Here is a 15,659-nt window from a genome sequence, read left to right as displayed (position 1 = left end):
CGCCCGGCGTCGCGCCACGGGAGGCGCCCGGGCCGGATCGTGTACGCTCGCGGGCATGCCCATCACGCGACTCACGAAGCCCGATTCGAAGTTTCGCCTCGAGGACGTCTCGACCGACCCGCCCCGCGACGCGACGAAGCAGGAGGCGGCCGAGCGGCTCCACGAGCTCGGCAAGGAGCTGCTCGAGCTTCAGGAGCTCATGTGGGGCGCGCGGACGCACAGCGTGCTCATCGTGCTCCAGGGCCGCGACGCGGCCGGCAAGGACGGCGCGATCAAGAACGTCGTCGGCGCGCTGAACCCGCGCGGCGTGAGCGTGAGCTCGTTCGGGGTGCCGACGAAGGAGGAGCGGGAGCACGATTTCCTGTGGCGGATTCACCGGCACGCGCCGCGCGCGGGGGAGTTCGCCATCTTCAACCGCTCTCATTACGAGGACGTGCTCGTCGTGCGCGTGCACGACCTGGCGCCCAAGTCGCTGTGGGGCGAGCGCTACGACCACATCAACGATTTCGAGGAGCTGCTCGCCGAGCACGGGACCATCGTGATCAAGTTCTTCTTGCACATCAGCAAGAAGGAGCAGGAAAAGCGGCTCCTGGAGCGCGAGGAGAACCCCTCGACCGCCTGGAAGCTCAACGTGAACGACTGGAAGGAGCGGGAGGTCTGGGACGAGTACACGGAGGCCTACGAGGACGTCTTCCGGCGCTGCTCCTCGCGGTACGCGCCGTGGTGCATCGTCCCGGCCGACGCCAAGTGGTACAGGAACCTCGTCGTCGCCGAGACCGTGGCCGAGGCGATGCGGGAATACCGCGACGACTGGCTGAAGACGCTCGAGCGGAACGGGAAGGAAGGCCGCGAGGAGCTCGAGGAGTACCGCAGATCGAAGGGCGCGCGGCACAAGGGCTGAGCGGGCGGCTCAGGGCGACGCGCGGGGCCCGCCCGCGTCACCAGCATAGACGTCGGACCAGGTGGCCTCAGGCAAGCTGGCGGCCCGGGGCGCGGGCAGGACGCGCCGCGCTCGGCCCGTAACGAGCCGAGCGGCCCGGGGCCGCTGACGCACGCGCGCGCGCCTCCGACGCCGCCACGGCGGCCATCTTCAGCAAGCCTCCCTCGGCGAGGCTTTGCCTCCTCCTGCGGGGCTTTGCATTCCTGAGCAAGACGTTGCCCTCCTCAGCGGGACTTGAACGAGCGAGCTGGTCACGGCGGTCCGTCACCTCCGCCCCTGTACTCTCCTGCGACGTCCACCGGTGAGCTCGTTCCCCGGCCGTTTCACCCCGCTATCGCCATCCATGAGATCCATGAGCCGCAGAGCCGAGCGGCATCCTCGCGGCTCTGCATGCACGCCCGGCACGCCGATCCTTCAGCGGCACGCCCCTTGATTAGGCCTTTGCGCGGGCGGGAAGTCGGTGGGGGCAAAGCGGCGGAGCTCAGTCCGCACGAGGCCCTGCCGACCGGTCCGTGACCGAGCAGGCCAACTTGCGTCGGATGAAGGAGAGAAACAAGATGAATACGGACAACAGCGGATTCGATTTCGAGATGATCACCCTTGACGACCCCACCGAGCTGGAGGTGCGGGAGGTCTCGCTGCATTGCTTTTGTTGCGGATGCGGCTACGTGGACGACGAGTGACATGAGCGGCGGGGAGGCTCCCCCCCGGCCGTCGGCGCCCAGGCAGCGCTCGCGGCGCTGCCTGGGCGCTTCCTTTTACCTGCACGCAAGGAGATGTTCATGAGTGTGAATCCGAGATTCGATCTGCCGCGCATCGGCGTTGGGCTCGCCCATCGCCCCTGGTTCGTGCGCGGGATCGAACACCACCGCGACCGTATCGATTGGATCGAGATCTGCGCGGACCATTACATCTACCGGACGGAGGGGCGGGTCGCGCGCGCCGTCGAGCTGAGCCAGCGGCTGCCCATAGCGCCCCATGGCCTCGAGCTATCCATCGGCACCGACGCGCCGCTCGACATGGGTTATTGCCGTGACATCGCGCGCCTCACGAAGGCGGTGCGCGCCCCCTGGTACAGCGATCACCTCTGCTTCACGCAGGTCTCCCAGATCGAGCTCGGCCAGCTCACCCCGCTCGCGTTCACCGAGACCGCCGCGGCGCGCTGCGCCGCCAAGGCGCGTCAGTTCCAGGACATGCTCGGGGTCCCGCTGCTCCTCGAGAACATCACCTATTACATGGCGATCCCCGGGTGCACCCTGACAGAGGCGGATTTCATCAGCAAGGTCGTGAACGACGCCGATTGCGGCATCTTGCTCGATCTCACGAACCTGTACATCAACGCCCAGAATCTCTACTATGATCCGTATGATTTCATCGATCGCCTCCCGCTCGAGCGCGTCGTGCAGGTCCACCTGGCCGGCGGAGCTCGCGAGGACGGCATGTGGCTCGACACGCACGACCAGCCGGTCGACAGCCATCCTGAGGTCTGGGACCTGCTCGACTATCTCTGCCGGAGAGCGCCCGTGCGCGGCATCGCCATCGAGCGCGACGCGAACCCGCCGGAGGACTTCGGCGAGATCCTGGGAGAGGTCGAGCGCGCGAGGGCTATCTGGGCATGAGGCGCCCCTCGCGCGGCCGCAGGGTGGACGATGAAAGTCATGAATTGCATAGCAAAGGGGCGGACGATGGATACGGACAAGTCAGCGTTTCAGACGGCGTTCGCGCGGCTGCTCACCGAGCCTCAGGCGTTCGAGCGCTTTTACGACGACCCGGCGCGCTTCGCGGAGGAGAACGCGCTCAGCGCCGGACAGGTATCCGCGCTCCAGTCCCTCGACAAGGACCGGCTCCGCTGGATCTCGAGGTCGATGGGCACCAAGCGCTTCTTCCTCGTCGAGACGTACTTCCCCGCCACGTTCGCGCTGCTCCGGCGCCACAAGGCGCTCTCGAGGATGGAGCGGAGCCTCATCGCGACATACCGCCCGATCAAGTCCGAGCGCCTGATCCGCGCGTTTCGCGACGCGCTCTGGTTCACCGAGCTCATCGAGCGGCACGTCGACCGAGGGGAGCTCCATATCCCCTACCTCGTCGACGTGATGCGCTGCGAGCGCGCCGAGTTCATGCTGTGGTCCGACGCCGCCAGCGTCGAGAGCGCGAACGATTTCAGGTCGCGGAACGCGTCGAGGCCGAGCGTCACCGAGGCGGAGCTGCTCGACGGCGCCGTGCGCGCGGGCCGGCACGTCGCGCTGCACGAGTTCGCGTTCGATGTCTTGTCGTTCGTCCAGGCGCTCGTCGACGGCAAGGCGCCGCTCGATCCGGAGCCCGCGCCGACGCTGATCCTGTTCGGGAGGATCGCGGCGACCGATCGCGTCCAGAAGGCGCGCGTCGGGCGGAGGATAGGGTCCTTCCTTACCCGCGCCGGCAGCGGAAAGCCCACCCGGGAGATCCTCGCGGAGATGCTTGAATCAGAGGCCGATCGCGCCACACGGGGCGCCGCCGAGCGAGATTGCTGTCGAGTGCTGCACAAGCTCTACGCGCTGAGCTTCGTGACGATCGAGGAGAGCATCGGGCCGAGCGCGCGCGGCGGAGACGAGGACGCGAGGCCGCGGAGCGCGGCATGAAGGGGGCTCCGCGACGTCTTCATCTCGCACCTCAGGCGGTCCCCGCTCCCTCGAAGGACCCAGGGAACGGAGCGTCTCCTTCGTCCTGACGGATCGACTCGGCTTACAGGCAGCTCGCGGCGGCGCTGGGCGACGGCGCGGTCCTCGGCCCGGGCTCGGATCTCTCGGCCTACGTGGACCCCTATGCGTTCGGCGGCTCCGAGGCCTTCCGATGCTCTGGGGCAGCGCTGCCGCCGGGACATCATCCAGAGCAACGCCCAGCTGGGCAATGTCTTGCGCGAGGCGGCGCGCCGCTGTCCGCGCTCGCACGGGTACGATGGGCCCGGCGCCACGCCCGATGAGGTGGTCGAGGCGATCCGCCAGGAGCTGGGCACCTGCTAGCCCTGGCCTCGCCGCGGGCCGGCCTGCGCGCCTGCGAGCGCCTCGAACCAGGCGCCGAGCGGCCGTGTCCCGCGCGCGGGCGCGACCGAGTCGGACGTCATGACGGCCGCCACGAACTCCAGCAGATCCGACAGCCGCGGGTGGATGCCCTCGAGCAGCACGCTCGTGGACCGGAGCACCCCCGCGGGGACGTGCACGATGAGCCCCTTCTTGCCGACGGCGTCGAACGCCAAGCGCATCACCTCGTCGCGCGTCATGACGTCGGGCCCGCCCACGGGGATCACGTCAGGCCCCCCGGCGAGCGCCTCGGCGAGCGCCTCGGCGACGTCCGCGGGGTGCACCGGGTTGGTCCTCGCGAGGCCGTCGCCGGGCACCGTACCCACGCCGGCGCGGGCCATCGCGATCATGTCGTTCAGCGCGGAGTAGATGCCGGTCGGGCGCACGAACGAGAACGAGAGGCCGGAGGCGCGAATGCGCTCCTCCACCTGGAGATGGGCGGCCAGATAGCGGGTGTGGGCATAGCCGGGGCCAGGGTGCGCGGAGAGGTAGACGAAGCGCTTCACCCCCGCCCGCTTCGCCGCCTCGAGCAGGTGCGTGTTCGCCACCACGTCGACGTCGTAATAGCTCCTGCGCTCGCGCAGCGTCATCGAGACGTTCGCGCCGAGACAGGACACGACCGTATCGACGCCCCGGGGCGCGCCGGCCACGGCCCCGGGCTCCGCCGCGTCGGCGACGACGACCTCCGAGGCGAGGCCGCGGATGCCCGCGGCGTTGCCCTCGGTGCGAGAGAGCGTGCGCACGAAGAGACCCCGGCCGCGGAGCAAGCGCAGGAGCTCGGAGCCGACCGCGCCCGTGGCGCCGGCGAGGAGGATCCGCTGCACAGTCATCGGGTCACCCGTTCCTTTCGAGCGCAGCGCCCGGGGGCGCTCCGCCCCTCGCCCGCCCGGTAGCGCAGCGACACAAGCCTTTCCAGCATGTCGGCGTCGACGTCAAGGATCGCGCGATCTGCCGGCGGACAGGCGCGTATCACGGCGGCTCCGGCGGGCGCGCGGCGCACGCACGCCGTGAATCTACGGCGGGCTCAGGTCATCCGCCTGATCATCCTGGTGTGCGGGATCCCGGCCTCGTCGAAGATCGGCCCCTCCTCGACGAAGCCGAGCTTGCGATAGAACGGCGCGGCGGCGACCTGCGCGTTCAAGACCAGCGCGCGCGCGCCCTGCGCGGCGGCGACGCGGATCGCCTCCTCGAGCAGCCGCCGCCCGAGTCCGGCGCCGCGAAGATCCTTCCTGACGGCGACGCGGCCCACCTTGAGCGCGCCCTCGTACGGCACGACCCGCATCGTCGCGACGACCTCCTCGCCGTCCAGGACCACGAAATGCTGCGCGCCCTCGTCGAGCTCGTCGACCTCGATGTCCGCGGGCACGGCCTGCTCGACGACGAAGACCTCGTACCGCAGGCGGAGCGCGCCGACGTAGAGCGGCGAGTCGCTGCGGATCGGGAGTATCTCGCCGGCCATCAGGCGCTCTCCAGGGCCGCGGAGGGGGCCTGGCCAGCCAGGCCCGCGCGCGCCGCGGCGGCCGCCCCGGCGATGATGGCGAGGACGGCGCGCTGCGCCGCCCACAAGAGGCCTCGTTGCTCGATGCTCATCGTCATAGCCATGGATCCTGCGCGCCGAGGCGCGGCCCCGCGCCCGGCCATGTCGGATTCGTGCGCTGTCACCGGCGCCGCGTCCACCGGATTCAGCACGCCCTGGAGCTGCTCTGCTCGGACGAGCTAGCCTGATCCCACCGTGAAGATCATGACCTTCAACATCCTCTCCGGCGGCGAGGATCGCTTCGAGGCGATCCTCACGATCGTCGCCGCCGCGCGCCCGGACCTGCTCGTCCTCCAGGAGTGCGTCGGCTGGGAGGACGGCGCCCAGCTCCGGGCCGTCGCCGAGGCGGTCGGCGCGCCCCCGGGCGAGCGGCACGCCGTGCTCGGGAGCGCCAACCCGCGGCCGAGCGGCCGGCGGAACCACGTGGGCGTGGTCAGCCGGGCGCCGCTCGTGAAGGCGCGCGTGCACGCGCCCGAGGTGCTGGCCCACTGCCTCGTCGAGCTCGAGCTCTCGTTCGCCGGCGAGCCGCTCGTCGTGCTCGGCACCCACCTCAACGCCGGCAGCGAGGACCGCCGGCTCGCCGAGGCCCGCTGGCTGCTCTCCCTCGTGCCGCCCGCCCGGTTCGCCGCGGGCCTCTGGGCGCTCGCCGGCGACCTCAACGCGATCTCGCGCCGCGACCCTTATCCCGCGGATCTCGACGCGCGCCTCGCGGCCGCCGGCATCGAGAAATACGGGAGCCCGCCGCGATTCGACACGATGGACGCCCTCGAGGCGTTCGGCTGGACCGACGCCCTGCGCCTCCGGCCGCGCTCCCCGCGCTGGGCCACCGCGCTGCGCGGCCGCGCCGACGCGCAGGTGGAGACGCGGACCGACTACGTGCTGCTCTCACCACGGCTCTCCGGCCGGCTCGCGCTCGCCGACGTCATCGACGTCGGCGCCGCGTCCGACCACCACGCGGTCGTCGCCGAGATCGCCTGACGTAGCCGGGCGCACTTCGCGGCCCAGCGCGCGCCGCCTTTCCGCTACGCTCTCCGCGCGATCGATCGCAGGAGGAGAAGAGAGCGTGGTGGAGCAGCCGAGCATGGACCGCGCGCCCGGGGACGAGACGCTGGATCGGCGCGACCGCCTGCTCGCGGCGCTGCTCCACGGGCCGGACGCCTTCGTGCTCCTCCGCTGCGACGCGGACGTGGCGGAGCTCGCCTCCCGGGCGGCGCCCCTCCGGCTCGTGCTCGTCACGGCGGACGTCGACGCCTCGGCCGACGAGATCCGCGCCGACGTCGAGCCCCTGGTGAAGGCGGCGCGCCCCGGCGGGCCGCCCGCGCACTTCGTCGTGGTGGGCGGCGGCGCCGACGCCGGCCGGGCCGCCCTCGCCAAGGCGGCGCCGCTCGTGCAGCCCGTGCGGATGGGCTTCCACCACCTCGACGCGGCGGGCGCGCTCGCGCGCGTGAAGGGGCCCGCCCTGCTGGCCCTCGACGAGGCCCACAGGCGCCTCGCCGAGGTGGGCCCGACCGGCCCCGACGCCATCGCCCGGGCGCTCGAGGAGGGGCAGGCGCTGGCGCGGCAGGAGCGCGCGATCGTCGACAGGCTGACGGGCAGCCGCCGCGTCACGACGACGCTCGTGATCGCGTGCGCCGCGCTCCTCGCCGTGAGCTACCTCTTCGGCTCGGGCACGCACGAGGCGGCGCTCTGGCGCATGGGCGCCAACAGCGGCGAGGCGGTGCGCCGCGGCGAGCTCTACCGCCTCCTCGCGTCGGCCTTCCTGCACGCCGACCCGATCCACCTGTTCGTCAACATGCTGGCGCTCTGGTCGTTTGGCCCGATGCTCGAGGCGCTCCTCGGCCCGCGGCGCTTTCTCCTGCTCTACGCGGCGTCGGCGCTGGGCGGGTCGGTCGCGAGCGCGATGCTGGAGGAACGGTGGAGCGTCGGCGCGTCGGGCGCGATCTGGGGCCTCATGACGGCGGGCATCGGCGTCGCGCTCCGGCCCCACGGGCTCCTGCCCCCGGCGATGATCGCGCAGATGCGCAGCCGCGCGTGGTGGCCGCTCGGGCTGAACCTCGTCTACAGCTTCCAGCCCGGCGTCGACCTGCTCGCGCACCTCGGCGGCGGCGTCGTCGGCTTCGCGCTCGTCGTCACGGTCCTGCCCCGGGGCCTCCTGCCGGTCGAGCAGCGCGCGCGCGCGGCGGACGCGGAGCCGAGGCCGCGCCCCCTCCTCACGGCGGCGGCCGCCCTCGCGGCCGCGGCGATGGCGGCGTCCGTGGCGATCGCGCTCGCCGTCGGCCGCCCGTGGGCGCTCGGCGAGCCGCCGGCGCTGACGCGCGTCGCGATCGCGGACACGGGCATCGCGCTCGAGCTGCCGGAGGCGCTCGCGCGGGTCACGGCCGTGGAGGACCTGGACGGCATCCCCTTCCACTCGTACGGGCGGCTGCCCCAGACGCCGGCCGTGTTCCAGATCGCCGTCTTCCCGCTGGACGGCGAGGTGCCGCCCGATCAGCTGGGCGAGCTCCTCGAGCAGGAGCGCAAGACGCTCGACGAGCACCGGCCGGCGAACACCGTCACGAAGGGCCCGGCGGAGCGCGTCGATCTGGGCGGGCGCCCCGCCGTGCGCGTCAGGAACGAGCTCAAGAACGGGGTGCAGATGGTGAGCTACATCGTCGTGCTCGGGGGCCGGGAGGTGGTCCTCCAGGCCTACTCGACGATGAATCGGCCGGTGTCCTGGGCCGGGATCGAGGACAAGGTGGCGGCGACGATCGCGCTCCAATGACGCGCGGCGACCTGCGGCCGGCGGCGCCCGCGTCGAGCGGACAACCCGACGGAGGCCCTCCCCCGCCCTACGCGCCCGCGACGAACGCGCCTGGCCGGAGGCGCCGCGGCGACCTACCTTGCTCGCCATGACGAAGAAGCTCCGTGTCGATGTCTGGTCCGACATCGCGTGCCCGTGGTGCTACGTCGGCAAGCGCCGGCTCGAGGCCGCGCTCGCCAGGTTCCCGCACCGGGATGCCGTCGAGGTCGTCTGGCGCGCGTTCGAGCTGGACCCCGCCGCGAAGCGCGTCCTCGGCGCGGAGGTCTCCTACGCCGAGCGGCTCGCGAGGAAGTACGGCGCGTCGGTCGCCAAGGCCGAGGCGATGATCCGGCAGATGACCGAGGTGGCGGCGGCGGACGGGCTCGACTTCCACTTCGAGCGGGTCCGGCCCGGCAACACCTTCGACGCGCACCGCGTGCTGCACCTCGCGGCCGAGCGCGGCGTGCAGGGCGCGGTGAAGGAGCGGCTGCTCCGGGCCTACATGACCGAGGGCGAGGCGATCGGCGATCCGGAGGTGCTCGCCCGCCTCGCCGGCGAGGCGGGGCTCGACCCGGCCGAGGTCCGCGAGGCGCTCGCGGGCGACGCCTTCGCGGCCGAGGTGCGGGCCGACGAGGCCGAGGCGCGCGCGATCGGCATCACGGGCGTCCCCTTCTTCGCCTTCGGCGGGCGGTACGGCGTCTCCGGCGCGCAGCCGGCGGAGGCGCTCCTCGGCGTGCTCCAGCGGACGTGGGACGAGGCGGCCGGCGAGCCCGACCCGGCGTTCGCCGAGGGGGCGGCCTGCGGCCCGGACGGGTGCGCGTGAGCCGCCGGGCGTGATAGAGAGCTCCGCGGCGGATGGCGATTCAATGGTATCCCGGCCACATGACCAAGGCTCGGCGCCTGATCGCCGAGTCGATGCCGTCGCAGGACGTCATCATCGAGGTGCTCGACGCCCGCATGCCGCGGGCCAGCGAGAACCCCGTCGTGGCCGAGCTGCGCGGCCAGAAGCCGTGCATCAAGGTGCTGAACAAGAGCGATCTGGCGGATCCGGCCGTCACGACGGCGTGGCTGCGCCACCTCGAGGCGGAGCACCCGGCGCCCGGCGAGGCGCCGCCGGGCGGCAAGGTGCTCGCGATCGCGCTCTCCGCGACCCAGTCGTCCGAGGCGCGGCGCCGGATCCCGGAGCTCTGCAAGCGCCTCGTGCCCCCCAAGAGCGGCCCGGGCAAGGTGGTGCGGGCGATGATCGTGGGGATCCCCAACGTCGGCAAGTCGACGCTCATCAACACGCTCATGGAGCGCAAGGTGGCCAAGGTCGGCGACGAGCCCGCGGTCACCAAGAGCCAGCAGCTCGTCACCTTGAAGAGCGGCATGGCCATCTCGGACAACCCGGGCATCCTGTGGCCGAAGATCGACGACGAGGCGGCCTCGTTCCGCCTGGCCGTGGGCGGGGCGATCCCGGACACGGCCATGGACTACCAGAGCGTCGCCCTCTTCGCGGCGGGGTACTTCCTGCGGCGCTATCCCGAGCTCCTCGTCGCCCGCTACAAGCTGAAGGAGCTGCCGGAGACGGCCCCCGCGCTGATCGAGGAGATCGGCCGCCGCCGCGGCTGCCTGCGGAGCGGCGGGGCGGTGGACCTGCACAAGGCGTCGGACATCCTGGTCCACGACTTCCGCGCCGGGCGCCTCGGGCGCATCAGCCTGGAAGAGCCGCCGGGGCTGGAGCCGCCCTCGGGCATCGAGGAGAGCGCCTGAGCGGCGGCGCGGCGCGCGCTTCAACCGCGGCGCCGCGGCGCCGCGCTACGCCGCCCGCTCCGCCGCGACCAGCTTCGCCCGGACGATGGCGCTGGCGAACCAGAGGTACTCGTCCAGGAACCGCTCGGTCGCCTTCGCGATCGGCTCGCTCTTCACCTGGAGCGACTCGTCGAACGCGTCATGGACCTCCGAGATGAGCAGCTTCGTGGGCATCGCGAAGGCCCCGAGGCTCAGGACGACGTGCTGCAGCTGGGTCGACGCGTTGATGCCACCGAGCTTCCCCGCGGAGACCGCGGCCACGCCGATCGGCTTTCGGTTGAACTCCTCCCAGAAGTGGTCGAGCGCGTTCTTCAGCACGCCCGAGAAGCTCCCGTGGTACTCCGGCGTCACGAACACGAGCCCGTCCGCCGCGCGGAGGCGCGCGCTCAGGGCCTGAACCCGCGCCTCCACCTGCGCGCTCCGGGCGGAGCGCCCCTCCAGGATCGGCAGCGGGTCGTCGGCCAGGTCGATCAGATCGGCCGCGACGCCCCGCTCCTTCAGCTCCTTCTCCAGGTAGAGCGCGACCTTGTGCGACTGCCTTCCGACCCTCGTGCTGCCAAGCAAAATGCCTATCTTCATGACGGCTCCTCCAGCCAAGAACATGCCCTCAGGGTAAGCTGGGGTGTCCATTCCGTCAGCCGACCCTCCAACCCCTTGGACAGTGTCCAATCCGTCGTCCGGGCGCGCCCTCGCGGGGGGCCGGCGTCGCCGGTGACCATGGAGGTGACCGGCGCGGAGCGTCGCCCGGGGAAAGCCGCGCGTGGTACGCTCGCCGGTCGACGTGAACGGCAAGGATCTTCGACCGGCGACCGCCGGCGCCGCTACCATGCCCGCCGCGACGTCCGCCTCCAGGCGCCGCCGCGGCGCCCCTCACCCCACCCACTCGACGAGGATCTCACTCCATGGCCGGAAGCAGCCTGCTCGCCCTGATCGACGACATCGCCACCGTGCTGGACGACGTGGCCGTGCTGACCAAGGTGGCCGCCAAGAAGACCGCCGGCGTGCTGGGCGACGACCTGGCGCTGAACGCCCAGCAGGTGACCGGTGTCACCGCCGACCGCGAGCTGCCGGTCGTGCTGGCCGTGGCCAAGGGCTCGCTGATCAACAAGGCCATCCTGGTGCCGGCGGCGCTGGCGATCAGCGCCCTGGTGCCCGCGGCCATCACCCCCCTGCTCATGCTGGGCGGCGCCTTCCTCTGTTACGAAGGGTTCGAGAAGGTCGCGCACAAGCTGCTGCACGCGGAGCACGAGGAGGAGGCCCGCCGCGCCGAGCGCGTGCACGCGCTCTCCGACCCGAAGATCGACCTCGTGGAGTTCGAGAAGGAGAAGATCAAGGGCGCGGTGCGCACCGATTTCATCCTGTCGGCCGAGATCATCGCGATCACGCTGGGCACCGTGGCGGACTCGAAGTTCGGCACGCAGGTCGCCGTGCTGGCCGGCATCGCCCTGATCATGACGGTCGGCGTCTACGGCCTCGTCGCCGGCATCGTCAAGCTCGACGACGCGGGCCTCCACCTGAGCCGCCAGGGCGACGCGCTCCAGCAGTCGCTCGGCCGCGGCATCCTGAGGGCGGCGCCCTGGCTGATGAAGGGCCTGTCCGTCGCCGGCACCGCGGCGATGTTCCTGGTCGGCGGCGGCATCCTGACGCACGGCGTGCCGTGGCTCCATCACCACATCGAGGACATGACCCGCGGCGTCGGCCCCGTGCTCGGCGCGGTGGTGCCGTCGCTGGCCAACGCCGTGGTCGGCATCGTGGCCGGCGCGGTGGTGCTGGGCGTCGTGACGGCGGTGAAGCGGGCGCTCGGCCGCGACGCGCACGAGCCCTGAGCGCGCCCCGCGCGATCGCCCGGCTCCCGGCGGCGCGGCGGGGGAAGCGCGCGCCGCGCGGCTCAGCCCTGTCCCGGCCGCACCAGGGCCGCGAGCAGCCGGTCGAGGGCCGCGGCCGGGTCGGCGCCGAGGCCGGCGTGGACGCGCGAGGGCTGGACGATGGTGCTGGCCGGGGACACCACCCAGCCGAAGCGCTCGGCCTGGGGGAGCCCGGCGACGTACCCGCACGCCGGATCGCCGGCGCAGACGCGGCGGATGAAGTCGAGGTGGCGGCGGACCGCCTCGAGGTCGAGCGCGGGCCAGAGGGCGAGCAGGCGCCGCTCGTCGGGCTCGCTCCGCGCCTCGAGGAACCCCCGCGCGCGGCAGAAGAGGACCACCCCGACGTTGACGCGCTCGCCGCGCTCCACGCGCGGGACGACGCGCAGCACGGCGTAGTCGAAGGCGTCCGCGGCGTCGCGCGCGCGGGGCGGGCTACCGTCGGGTGCGGGCACCGAGCGCCTCCTCGACGAAGCCCCGCGGCGACGCGAGGCGGTGGGTGAGGTACGCGGCGTACTTGGCGCGCCGCGCTTCGACGCTCGGCGCGCTCGGCGCGGCGGAGGGCGCCGGGGCCTCGCCCTCGGCGAGGCTGGTGAACGCCGACGCGCGCCGCTCTCCGACCAGCCGGATCGGCGGCTCCGGCTCGACCAGCCACGCGTCCGGGATCGCGGCGACGATCTCCGCGATCCGCGCGGGCGTGAGCCGGGCGCTGAGCGCGGCGTCGGCGGCGGCGATGTCGCGGGCGAACGGGAGCAGCGCGTGGTTCTGGATGAGGGGGAACCGGTCGGGCGCGTCGGCGAGCGGGTCCGTCGTGTCGGTCCAGGCGTGATGGACGTAGAGCGCCGCCCCGTGGTCGATGAGCCAGAGGCGGCGGTGCCACAGGAGCAGGTTCGGGTTCTTGGGGGTCCGGTCGACGTTGCTCACGAAGGCGTCGAACCAGACGACGGCCGACGCGAGCGCCGGGTCGAGCTCGGGGCCGACGAGCGGCTGGAACGCGAGCGACCCGGGCAGGTAGTCGAGCGCGAGGTTCAGGCCGGCGCTCGCCGAGAGCAGGTCCGAGAGCTCCGGGTCCGGCTCGGCGCGCCCGAACTCCGGATCGAGCTCCATGAAGACGATCTCCGGCACCGGCAGGCCGAGCGCGCGCCCGATCTCCCCGGCGACGAGCTCCGCGATGAGCGCCTTCGGGCCCTGGCCGGCGCCGCGGAACTTCAGCACGTAGAGGCCGTCGTCGTCGGCCTCGACGAGGGCCGGCAGCGACCCGCCCTCGCGGAGCGGGGTCACGTAGCGGGTCGTGTGGACGGTTCGGATCATACGGACCTTGGCGTCGCGGCGGACAGCGCCCCTCGGACCAGGCGGCGGTAGTTGACGATATCTCGGCGCTCTGTGCCAGCGCGTCGCGCACCCTTTCGGCGAGCGGCTGCGGCTGGCCTCCGCTGGCGCGGCGCCTTCCGCAGCAGCGGTATTCCGGCATGAGTCTTGCCGAGCCGCCGCGGTCGCCGCGCGCGACGGCGGGCAAGCCCGGGGCGCGGATGGCGGCCAGAGGAGAGGAATCTCATGCATTCACGCATCTGGCTCATCGGGCTCGTTGTCCCTGCCGTCCTCGCCGCCTCGAGCTGCGCGGACGACGAACCTGGCACAGGTGGCACAAGCACCGGCGCGACCGGCGGCGATGGCGGCCACGGCGCGACCGGCGGGGATGGCGGCGACGGCGCGACCGGCGGCGACGGCGCGACCGGCGGAGGCGGCGGCGACAGCATACCGACAGCGTGCCGCAGCAGCGCGGAGTGCAGCCCGCCGCTCCCGAACGGCGAGTGCGTCTCCTATGCGGATCCGTGCTTCAACGCGGGAACCAACTTCTTCCCGCTGTGCTTCGAGGGCGCCTGCCAGGGCGACCTGCGCTGCTTCCAGTGCGCGCCGCAGGGGCGGAGTGTCTGCATATCGCCGTGCGCCGCGGACGCGGATTGCCCGGTGGGCAGCGCCTGCGACGAGGGCCAGCGCTGCGCCCCGAGCACCTGCGCGTCCGACGAGGATTGCCCGGTCGACTTCGCGTGCGATCTCGGTGCGGGCCAGTGCGCGCGGAAGAGCTGCGCCGCCGACACCGACTGCGCGGGCTATTGCGTCGATAGGGTCTGCAGGGACGCGCTGGGCACGTGCGAAATCTGAGAGCGCACCGCTGAAGACATGCCGCCGCTCCTTCGCGGAGCGACGCCGCGGCCCGCGGCTACGGCAGGCGCGCATTGACATGACTGCATGAAACGGGGGAGCTGGGTCGCACCGGAACGTGCGCCCTCGATGATCCTCGATGATCGATGAGGCGGGCCGGGCGCCCGCTCGCGCGCAGCAGCGCGGGAGCGAGCGCCGCAGGCCCTCCTGGCTCACTCGCCGAGGTGATCCAGCCTCGAGCCCGACACCGGCAGGTAGTCGCCGAGCAGGAATCCCTGCAGATCGTCCGTGAACTCGAACGGACCGATCACATGAGTCACCTCGCCGCTCGCGCCGCCGGCGCCGCCCTCGCCGCTCGTGCCGCCGGCGCCGCCCTCGCCGCTCGTGCCGCCGACGCCGCCGGCGCCACCGACGCCGCTCGTGCCGCCAGCGCCGCCCTCGCCGCTCGTGCCGCCGACGCCGCCGGCGCCACCGACGCCGCTCGTGCCGCCAGCGCCGCCCTCGCCGCTCGTGCCGCCGACGCCGCCGGCGCCACCGTCACCGCTCGTGCCGCCAGCGCCGCCCTCGCCGCTCGTGCCGCCAGCGCCGCCCTCGCCGCTCGTGCCACCGACGCCGCCGGCGCCGCCCTCACCGCTCGTGCCGCCGGCGCCACCCGTGCCGCCGCCGGCGCCGCCCGCGCCGCCGCCACCCGCGCCGCCCGTGCCGACGGGCCTCGTGACGGTGATGGAGTCGACATAGACCACGGTCGGGTTGGCCCAGGGCCCCGTGTCGCCTGCATCGATCTTGATGCCGATGCGCTGCACCTGGGTCTTGTCGAACGCCTCGGCCCCTGCAGCGCCGGCGGCGTCATCGACGTCGATGGTGAGCTCCGTCCAGTCGCCCAGCGTGCTGAGGTCCGTCCACCCCCAGGGGACGCCGACCCAGCCCTGGGCCCCCCCGTTCTGCACGTACGTCTGCACGCCACCGCCGGTGCCGGCGTGGACCTTCAGGCGGTACGTGACCGTCGCGCCGGTCAGGTCGACGAGCCCCGGGAAGTCGAACTGGAACAGCGTCCCCGTGCTCGCCTCCGTGAGCGGCACGGCCAGCCGAGCGCAACCCGAGCAGCTCTCGTCCGGCCCAGGACCGATGTCCGGAGCGGCGCCCCCGCCGCCTTCGTTGACGCCGCCTTGGCCGCCCTCGCCGCCCTGGCCGCCCTGGCCGCCCTCGCCGCCTTGGCCGCCCTCGCCGCCCTCACCGCCGGACCCCGTGCTGGTCGAGCTCCCGCTCGTCGAGCTCGCCGACGTGCTCGTGCTGGACGAGGTGCCCCCGCCGGCGCCGCCGCTGCCGTCGTCGCCGTCGTCGCCGCAGCCCGTGATGGCGAACGCGCCCACCAGCAATCCACACATCGTCAAAGAAAGAACTGATCTCATCGCATCCTCTCTATCTAATCCCATGAGGGGCCACGCGGCTGAGATCGCTGTTCGCCGTACCTGCTTAGCCGTACCCGAGCTCGCTCCGAACCCGCCGCGCGGGCGCGACGTTATCCCGAAGC

At 72.6% G+C, this 15,659-nt stretch carries 18 protein-coding genes; 11 read left to right on the top strand and 7 right to left on the bottom strand.

Annotation, left to right across the window (positions count from 1 at the left end; translation table 11 throughout):
* The first annotated feature begins 55 nt into the window (after positions 1-55).
* From WMF20_RS08900 to WMF20_RS08880, 5 genes are all read left to right on the top strand, one after another.
* On the top strand, positions 56-901 hold the full coding sequence (locus WMF20_RS08900; protein WP_437612379.1) for a PPK2 family polyphosphate kinase: 846 nt from the start codon (positions 56-58) through the stop codon (positions 899-901).
* Between the two features lie 596 nt (positions 902-1,497).
* Positions 1,498-1,623, top strand: a complete 126-nt coding sequence (locus tag WMF20_RS08895) for a hypothetical protein (RefSeq protein ID WP_257792772.1) — start codon at positions 1,498-1,500, stop codon at positions 1,621-1,623.
* 99 nt (positions 1,624-1,722) lie between these two features.
* Complete coding sequence (locus WMF20_RS08890) at positions 1,723-2,559, top strand: DUF692 domain-containing protein (protein WP_437612377.1); 837 nt, start codon at positions 1,723-1,725, stop codon at positions 2,557-2,559.
* Between the two features lie 39 nt (positions 2,560-2,598).
* Complete coding sequence (locus tag WMF20_RS08885; RefSeq protein WP_437612375.1) at positions 2,599-3,558, top strand: hypothetical protein; 960 nt, start codon at positions 2,599-2,601, stop codon at positions 3,556-3,558.
* Positions 3,559-3,741: 183 nt separating this feature from the next.
* The gene (locus WMF20_RS08880) at positions 3,742-3,939 is read left to right on the top strand and encodes a hypothetical protein (protein WP_129573938.1); all 198 of its coding nucleotides are present in this window, start codon (positions 3,742-3,744) and stop codon (positions 3,937-3,939) included.
* On the opposite strand, the gene WMF20_RS08875 is transcribed toward WMF20_RS08880, so the two are convergent.
* The 3 genes from WMF20_RS08875 to WMF20_RS08865 all read right to left on the bottom strand — a co-directional run bounded on the left by WMF20_RS08875 (position 3,936) and on the right by WMF20_RS08865 (position 5,592).
* Positions 3,936-4,826: an SDR family oxidoreductase gene (locus WMF20_RS08875; RefSeq protein ID WP_129573937.1), complete on the bottom strand. Its 891-nt coding sequence runs from the start codon at positions 4,824-4,826 to the stop codon at positions 3,936-3,938. The two genes, WMF20_RS08880 and WMF20_RS08875, sit on opposite strands and share 4 nt — an antisense overlap.
* Positions 4,827-5,020: 194 nt before the next feature.
* Positions 5,021-5,455: a GNAT family N-acetyltransferase gene (locus tag WMF20_RS08870; RefSeq protein WP_437612372.1), complete on the bottom strand. Its 435-nt coding sequence runs from the start codon at positions 5,453-5,455 to the stop codon at positions 5,021-5,023.
* A complete protein-coding gene (locus WMF20_RS08865; RefSeq protein ID WP_437612370.1) occupies positions 5,455-5,592 on the bottom strand; it encodes a hypothetical protein in 138 nt (45 codons plus the stop codon). The genes WMF20_RS08870 and WMF20_RS08865 overlap by 1 nt, the downstream gene beginning before the upstream one ends.
* A gap of 145 nt (positions 5,593-5,737) precedes the next feature.
* On the opposite strand from WMF20_RS08865, the gene WMF20_RS08860 reads away from it, so the two are divergent.
* The 4 genes from WMF20_RS08860 (at position 5,738) to ylqF (ending at position 10,064) form a co-directional block, all read left to right on the top strand.
* Complete coding sequence (locus WMF20_RS08860; protein WP_437617093.1) at positions 5,738-6,511, top strand: endonuclease/exonuclease/phosphatase family protein; 774 nt, start codon at positions 5,738-5,740, stop codon at positions 6,509-6,511.
* An 85-nt stretch (positions 6,512-6,596) separates the two neighbouring features.
* Positions 6,597-8,294, top strand: coding sequence for a rhomboid family intramembrane serine protease (locus tag WMF20_RS08855; RefSeq protein ID WP_437612368.1), 1,698 nt, complete (start codon positions 6,597-6,599; stop codon positions 8,292-8,294).
* A 127-nt stretch (positions 8,295-8,421) separates the two neighbouring features.
* Positions 8,422-9,135, top strand: coding sequence for a DsbA family oxidoreductase (locus WMF20_RS08850; protein WP_437612366.1), 714 nt, complete (start codon positions 8,422-8,424; stop codon positions 9,133-9,135).
* A gap of 32 nt (positions 9,136-9,167) precedes the next feature.
* A complete protein-coding gene (ylqF, locus tag WMF20_RS08845) occupies positions 9,168-10,064 on the top strand; it encodes a ribosome biogenesis GTPase YlqF (protein ID WP_437612364.1) in 897 nt (298 codons plus the stop codon).
* Positions 10,065-10,109: 45 nt separating this feature from the next.
* Here the strand turns inward: ylqF and WMF20_RS08840 are convergent, their stop codons facing one another.
* Complete coding sequence (locus WMF20_RS08840) at positions 10,110-10,682, bottom strand: NADPH-dependent FMN reductase (RefSeq protein WP_437612362.1); 573 nt, start codon at positions 10,680-10,682, stop codon at positions 10,110-10,112.
* A 323-nt stretch (positions 10,683-11,005) separates the two neighbouring features.
* Here WMF20_RS08840 and WMF20_RS08835 point away from each other — a divergent pair, with 323 nt between their 5' ends.
* Positions 11,006-11,929, top strand: coding sequence for a DUF808 domain-containing protein (locus tag WMF20_RS08835; protein ID WP_437612360.1), 924 nt, complete (start codon positions 11,006-11,008; stop codon positions 11,927-11,929).
* A 62-nt stretch (positions 11,930-11,991) separates the two neighbouring features.
* Here WMF20_RS08835 and WMF20_RS08830 read toward each other — a convergent pair whose 3' ends face one another.
* Together WMF20_RS08830 and WMF20_RS08825 are read right to left on the bottom strand one after the other, a co-directional pair.
* Positions 11,992-12,420: a DUF3037 domain-containing protein gene (locus tag WMF20_RS08830; RefSeq protein ID WP_437612358.1), complete on the bottom strand. Its 429-nt coding sequence runs from the start codon at positions 12,418-12,420 to the stop codon at positions 11,992-11,994.
* The gene (locus WMF20_RS08825; protein WP_437612356.1) at positions 12,401-13,276 is read right to left on the bottom strand and encodes a HipA family kinase; all 876 of its coding nucleotides are present in this window, start codon (positions 13,274-13,276) and stop codon (positions 12,401-12,403) included. Before WMF20_RS08825 ends, WMF20_RS08830 begins: the two co-directional genes overlap by 20 nt.
* 243 nt (positions 13,277-13,519) lie before the next feature.
* On the opposite strand from WMF20_RS08825, the gene WMF20_RS08820 reads away from it, so the two are divergent.
* Positions 13,520-14,128: a hypothetical protein gene (locus tag WMF20_RS08820; protein ID WP_437612354.1), complete on the top strand. Its 609-nt coding sequence runs from the start codon at positions 13,520-13,522 to the stop codon at positions 14,126-14,128.
* A 212-nt stretch (positions 14,129-14,340) separates the two neighbouring features.
* Here the strand turns inward: WMF20_RS08820 and WMF20_RS08815 are convergent, their stop codons facing one another.
* Positions 14,341-15,498, bottom strand: a complete 1,158-nt coding sequence (locus WMF20_RS08815; protein ID WP_437612352.1) for a hypothetical protein — start codon at positions 15,496-15,498, stop codon at positions 14,341-14,343.
* Positions 15,499-15,659 lie beyond the last annotated feature (161 nt).

Origin of the sequence: Sorangium sp. So ce834, assembly GCF_051521425.1 — a bacterium.
In the GTDB taxonomy this organism is placed as follows: Bacteria; Myxococcota_A; Polyangia; order Polyangiales; family Polyangiaceae; genus Sorangium; species Sorangium cellulosum_D.
This window is presented reverse-complemented; position numbering and strand designations above follow the sequence as displayed.

Coding starts and splice junctions, on each gene's coding strand:
- WMF20_RS08825 (WP_437612356.1), bottom strand. CDS start 13,276: ATGATCCGAACCGTCCACACGACCCGCTACGTGACCCCGCTCCGCGAG.
- WMF20_RS08885 (WP_437612375.1), top strand. CDS start 2,599: ATGAATTGCATAGCAAAGGGGCGGACGATGGATACGGACAAGTCAGCG.
- WMF20_RS08870 (WP_437612372.1), bottom strand. CDS start 5,455: ATGGCCGGCGAGATACTCCCGATCCGCAGCGACTCGCCGCTCTACGTC.
- WMF20_RS08880 (WP_129573938.1), top strand. CDS start 3,742: ATGCGTTCGGCGGCTCCGAGGCCTTCCGATGCTCTGGGGCAGCGCTGC.
- WMF20_RS08890 (WP_437612377.1), top strand. CDS start 1,723: ATGAGTGTGAATCCGAGATTCGATCTGCCGCGCATCGGCGTTGGGCTC.
- WMF20_RS08900 (WP_437612379.1), top strand. CDS start 56: ATGCCCATCACGCGACTCACGAAGCCCGATTCGAAGTTTCGCCTCGAG.
- WMF20_RS08835 (WP_437612360.1), top strand. CDS start 11,006: ATGGCCGGAAGCAGCCTGCTCGCCCTGATCGACGACATCGCCACCGTG.
- WMF20_RS08840 (WP_437612362.1), bottom strand. CDS start 10,682: ATGAAGATAGGCATTTTGCTTGGCAGCACGAGGGTCGGAAGGCAGTCG.
- WMF20_RS08860 (WP_437617093.1), top strand. CDS start 5,738: ATGACCTTCAACATCCTCTCCGGCGGCGAGGATCGCTTCGAGGCGATC.
- ylqF (WP_437612364.1), top strand. CDS start 9,168: ATGGCGATTCAATGGTATCCCGGCCACATGACCAAGGCTCGGCGCCTG.
- WMF20_RS08820 (WP_437612354.1), top strand. CDS start 13,520: ATGCATTCACGCATCTGGCTCATCGGGCTCGTTGTCCCTGCCGTCCTC.
- WMF20_RS08865 (WP_437612370.1), bottom strand. CDS start 5,592: ATGACGATGAGCATCGAGCAACGAGGCCTCTTGTGGGCGGCGCAGCGC.
- WMF20_RS08895 (WP_257792772.1), top strand. CDS start 1,498: ATGAATACGGACAACAGCGGATTCGATTTCGAGATGATCACCCTTGAC.
- WMF20_RS08850 (WP_437612366.1), top strand. CDS start 8,422: ATGACGAAGAAGCTCCGTGTCGATGTCTGGTCCGACATCGCGTGCCCG.
- WMF20_RS08875 (WP_129573937.1), bottom strand. CDS start 4,826: ATGACTGTGCAGCGGATCCTCCTCGCCGGCGCCACGGGCGCGGTCGGC.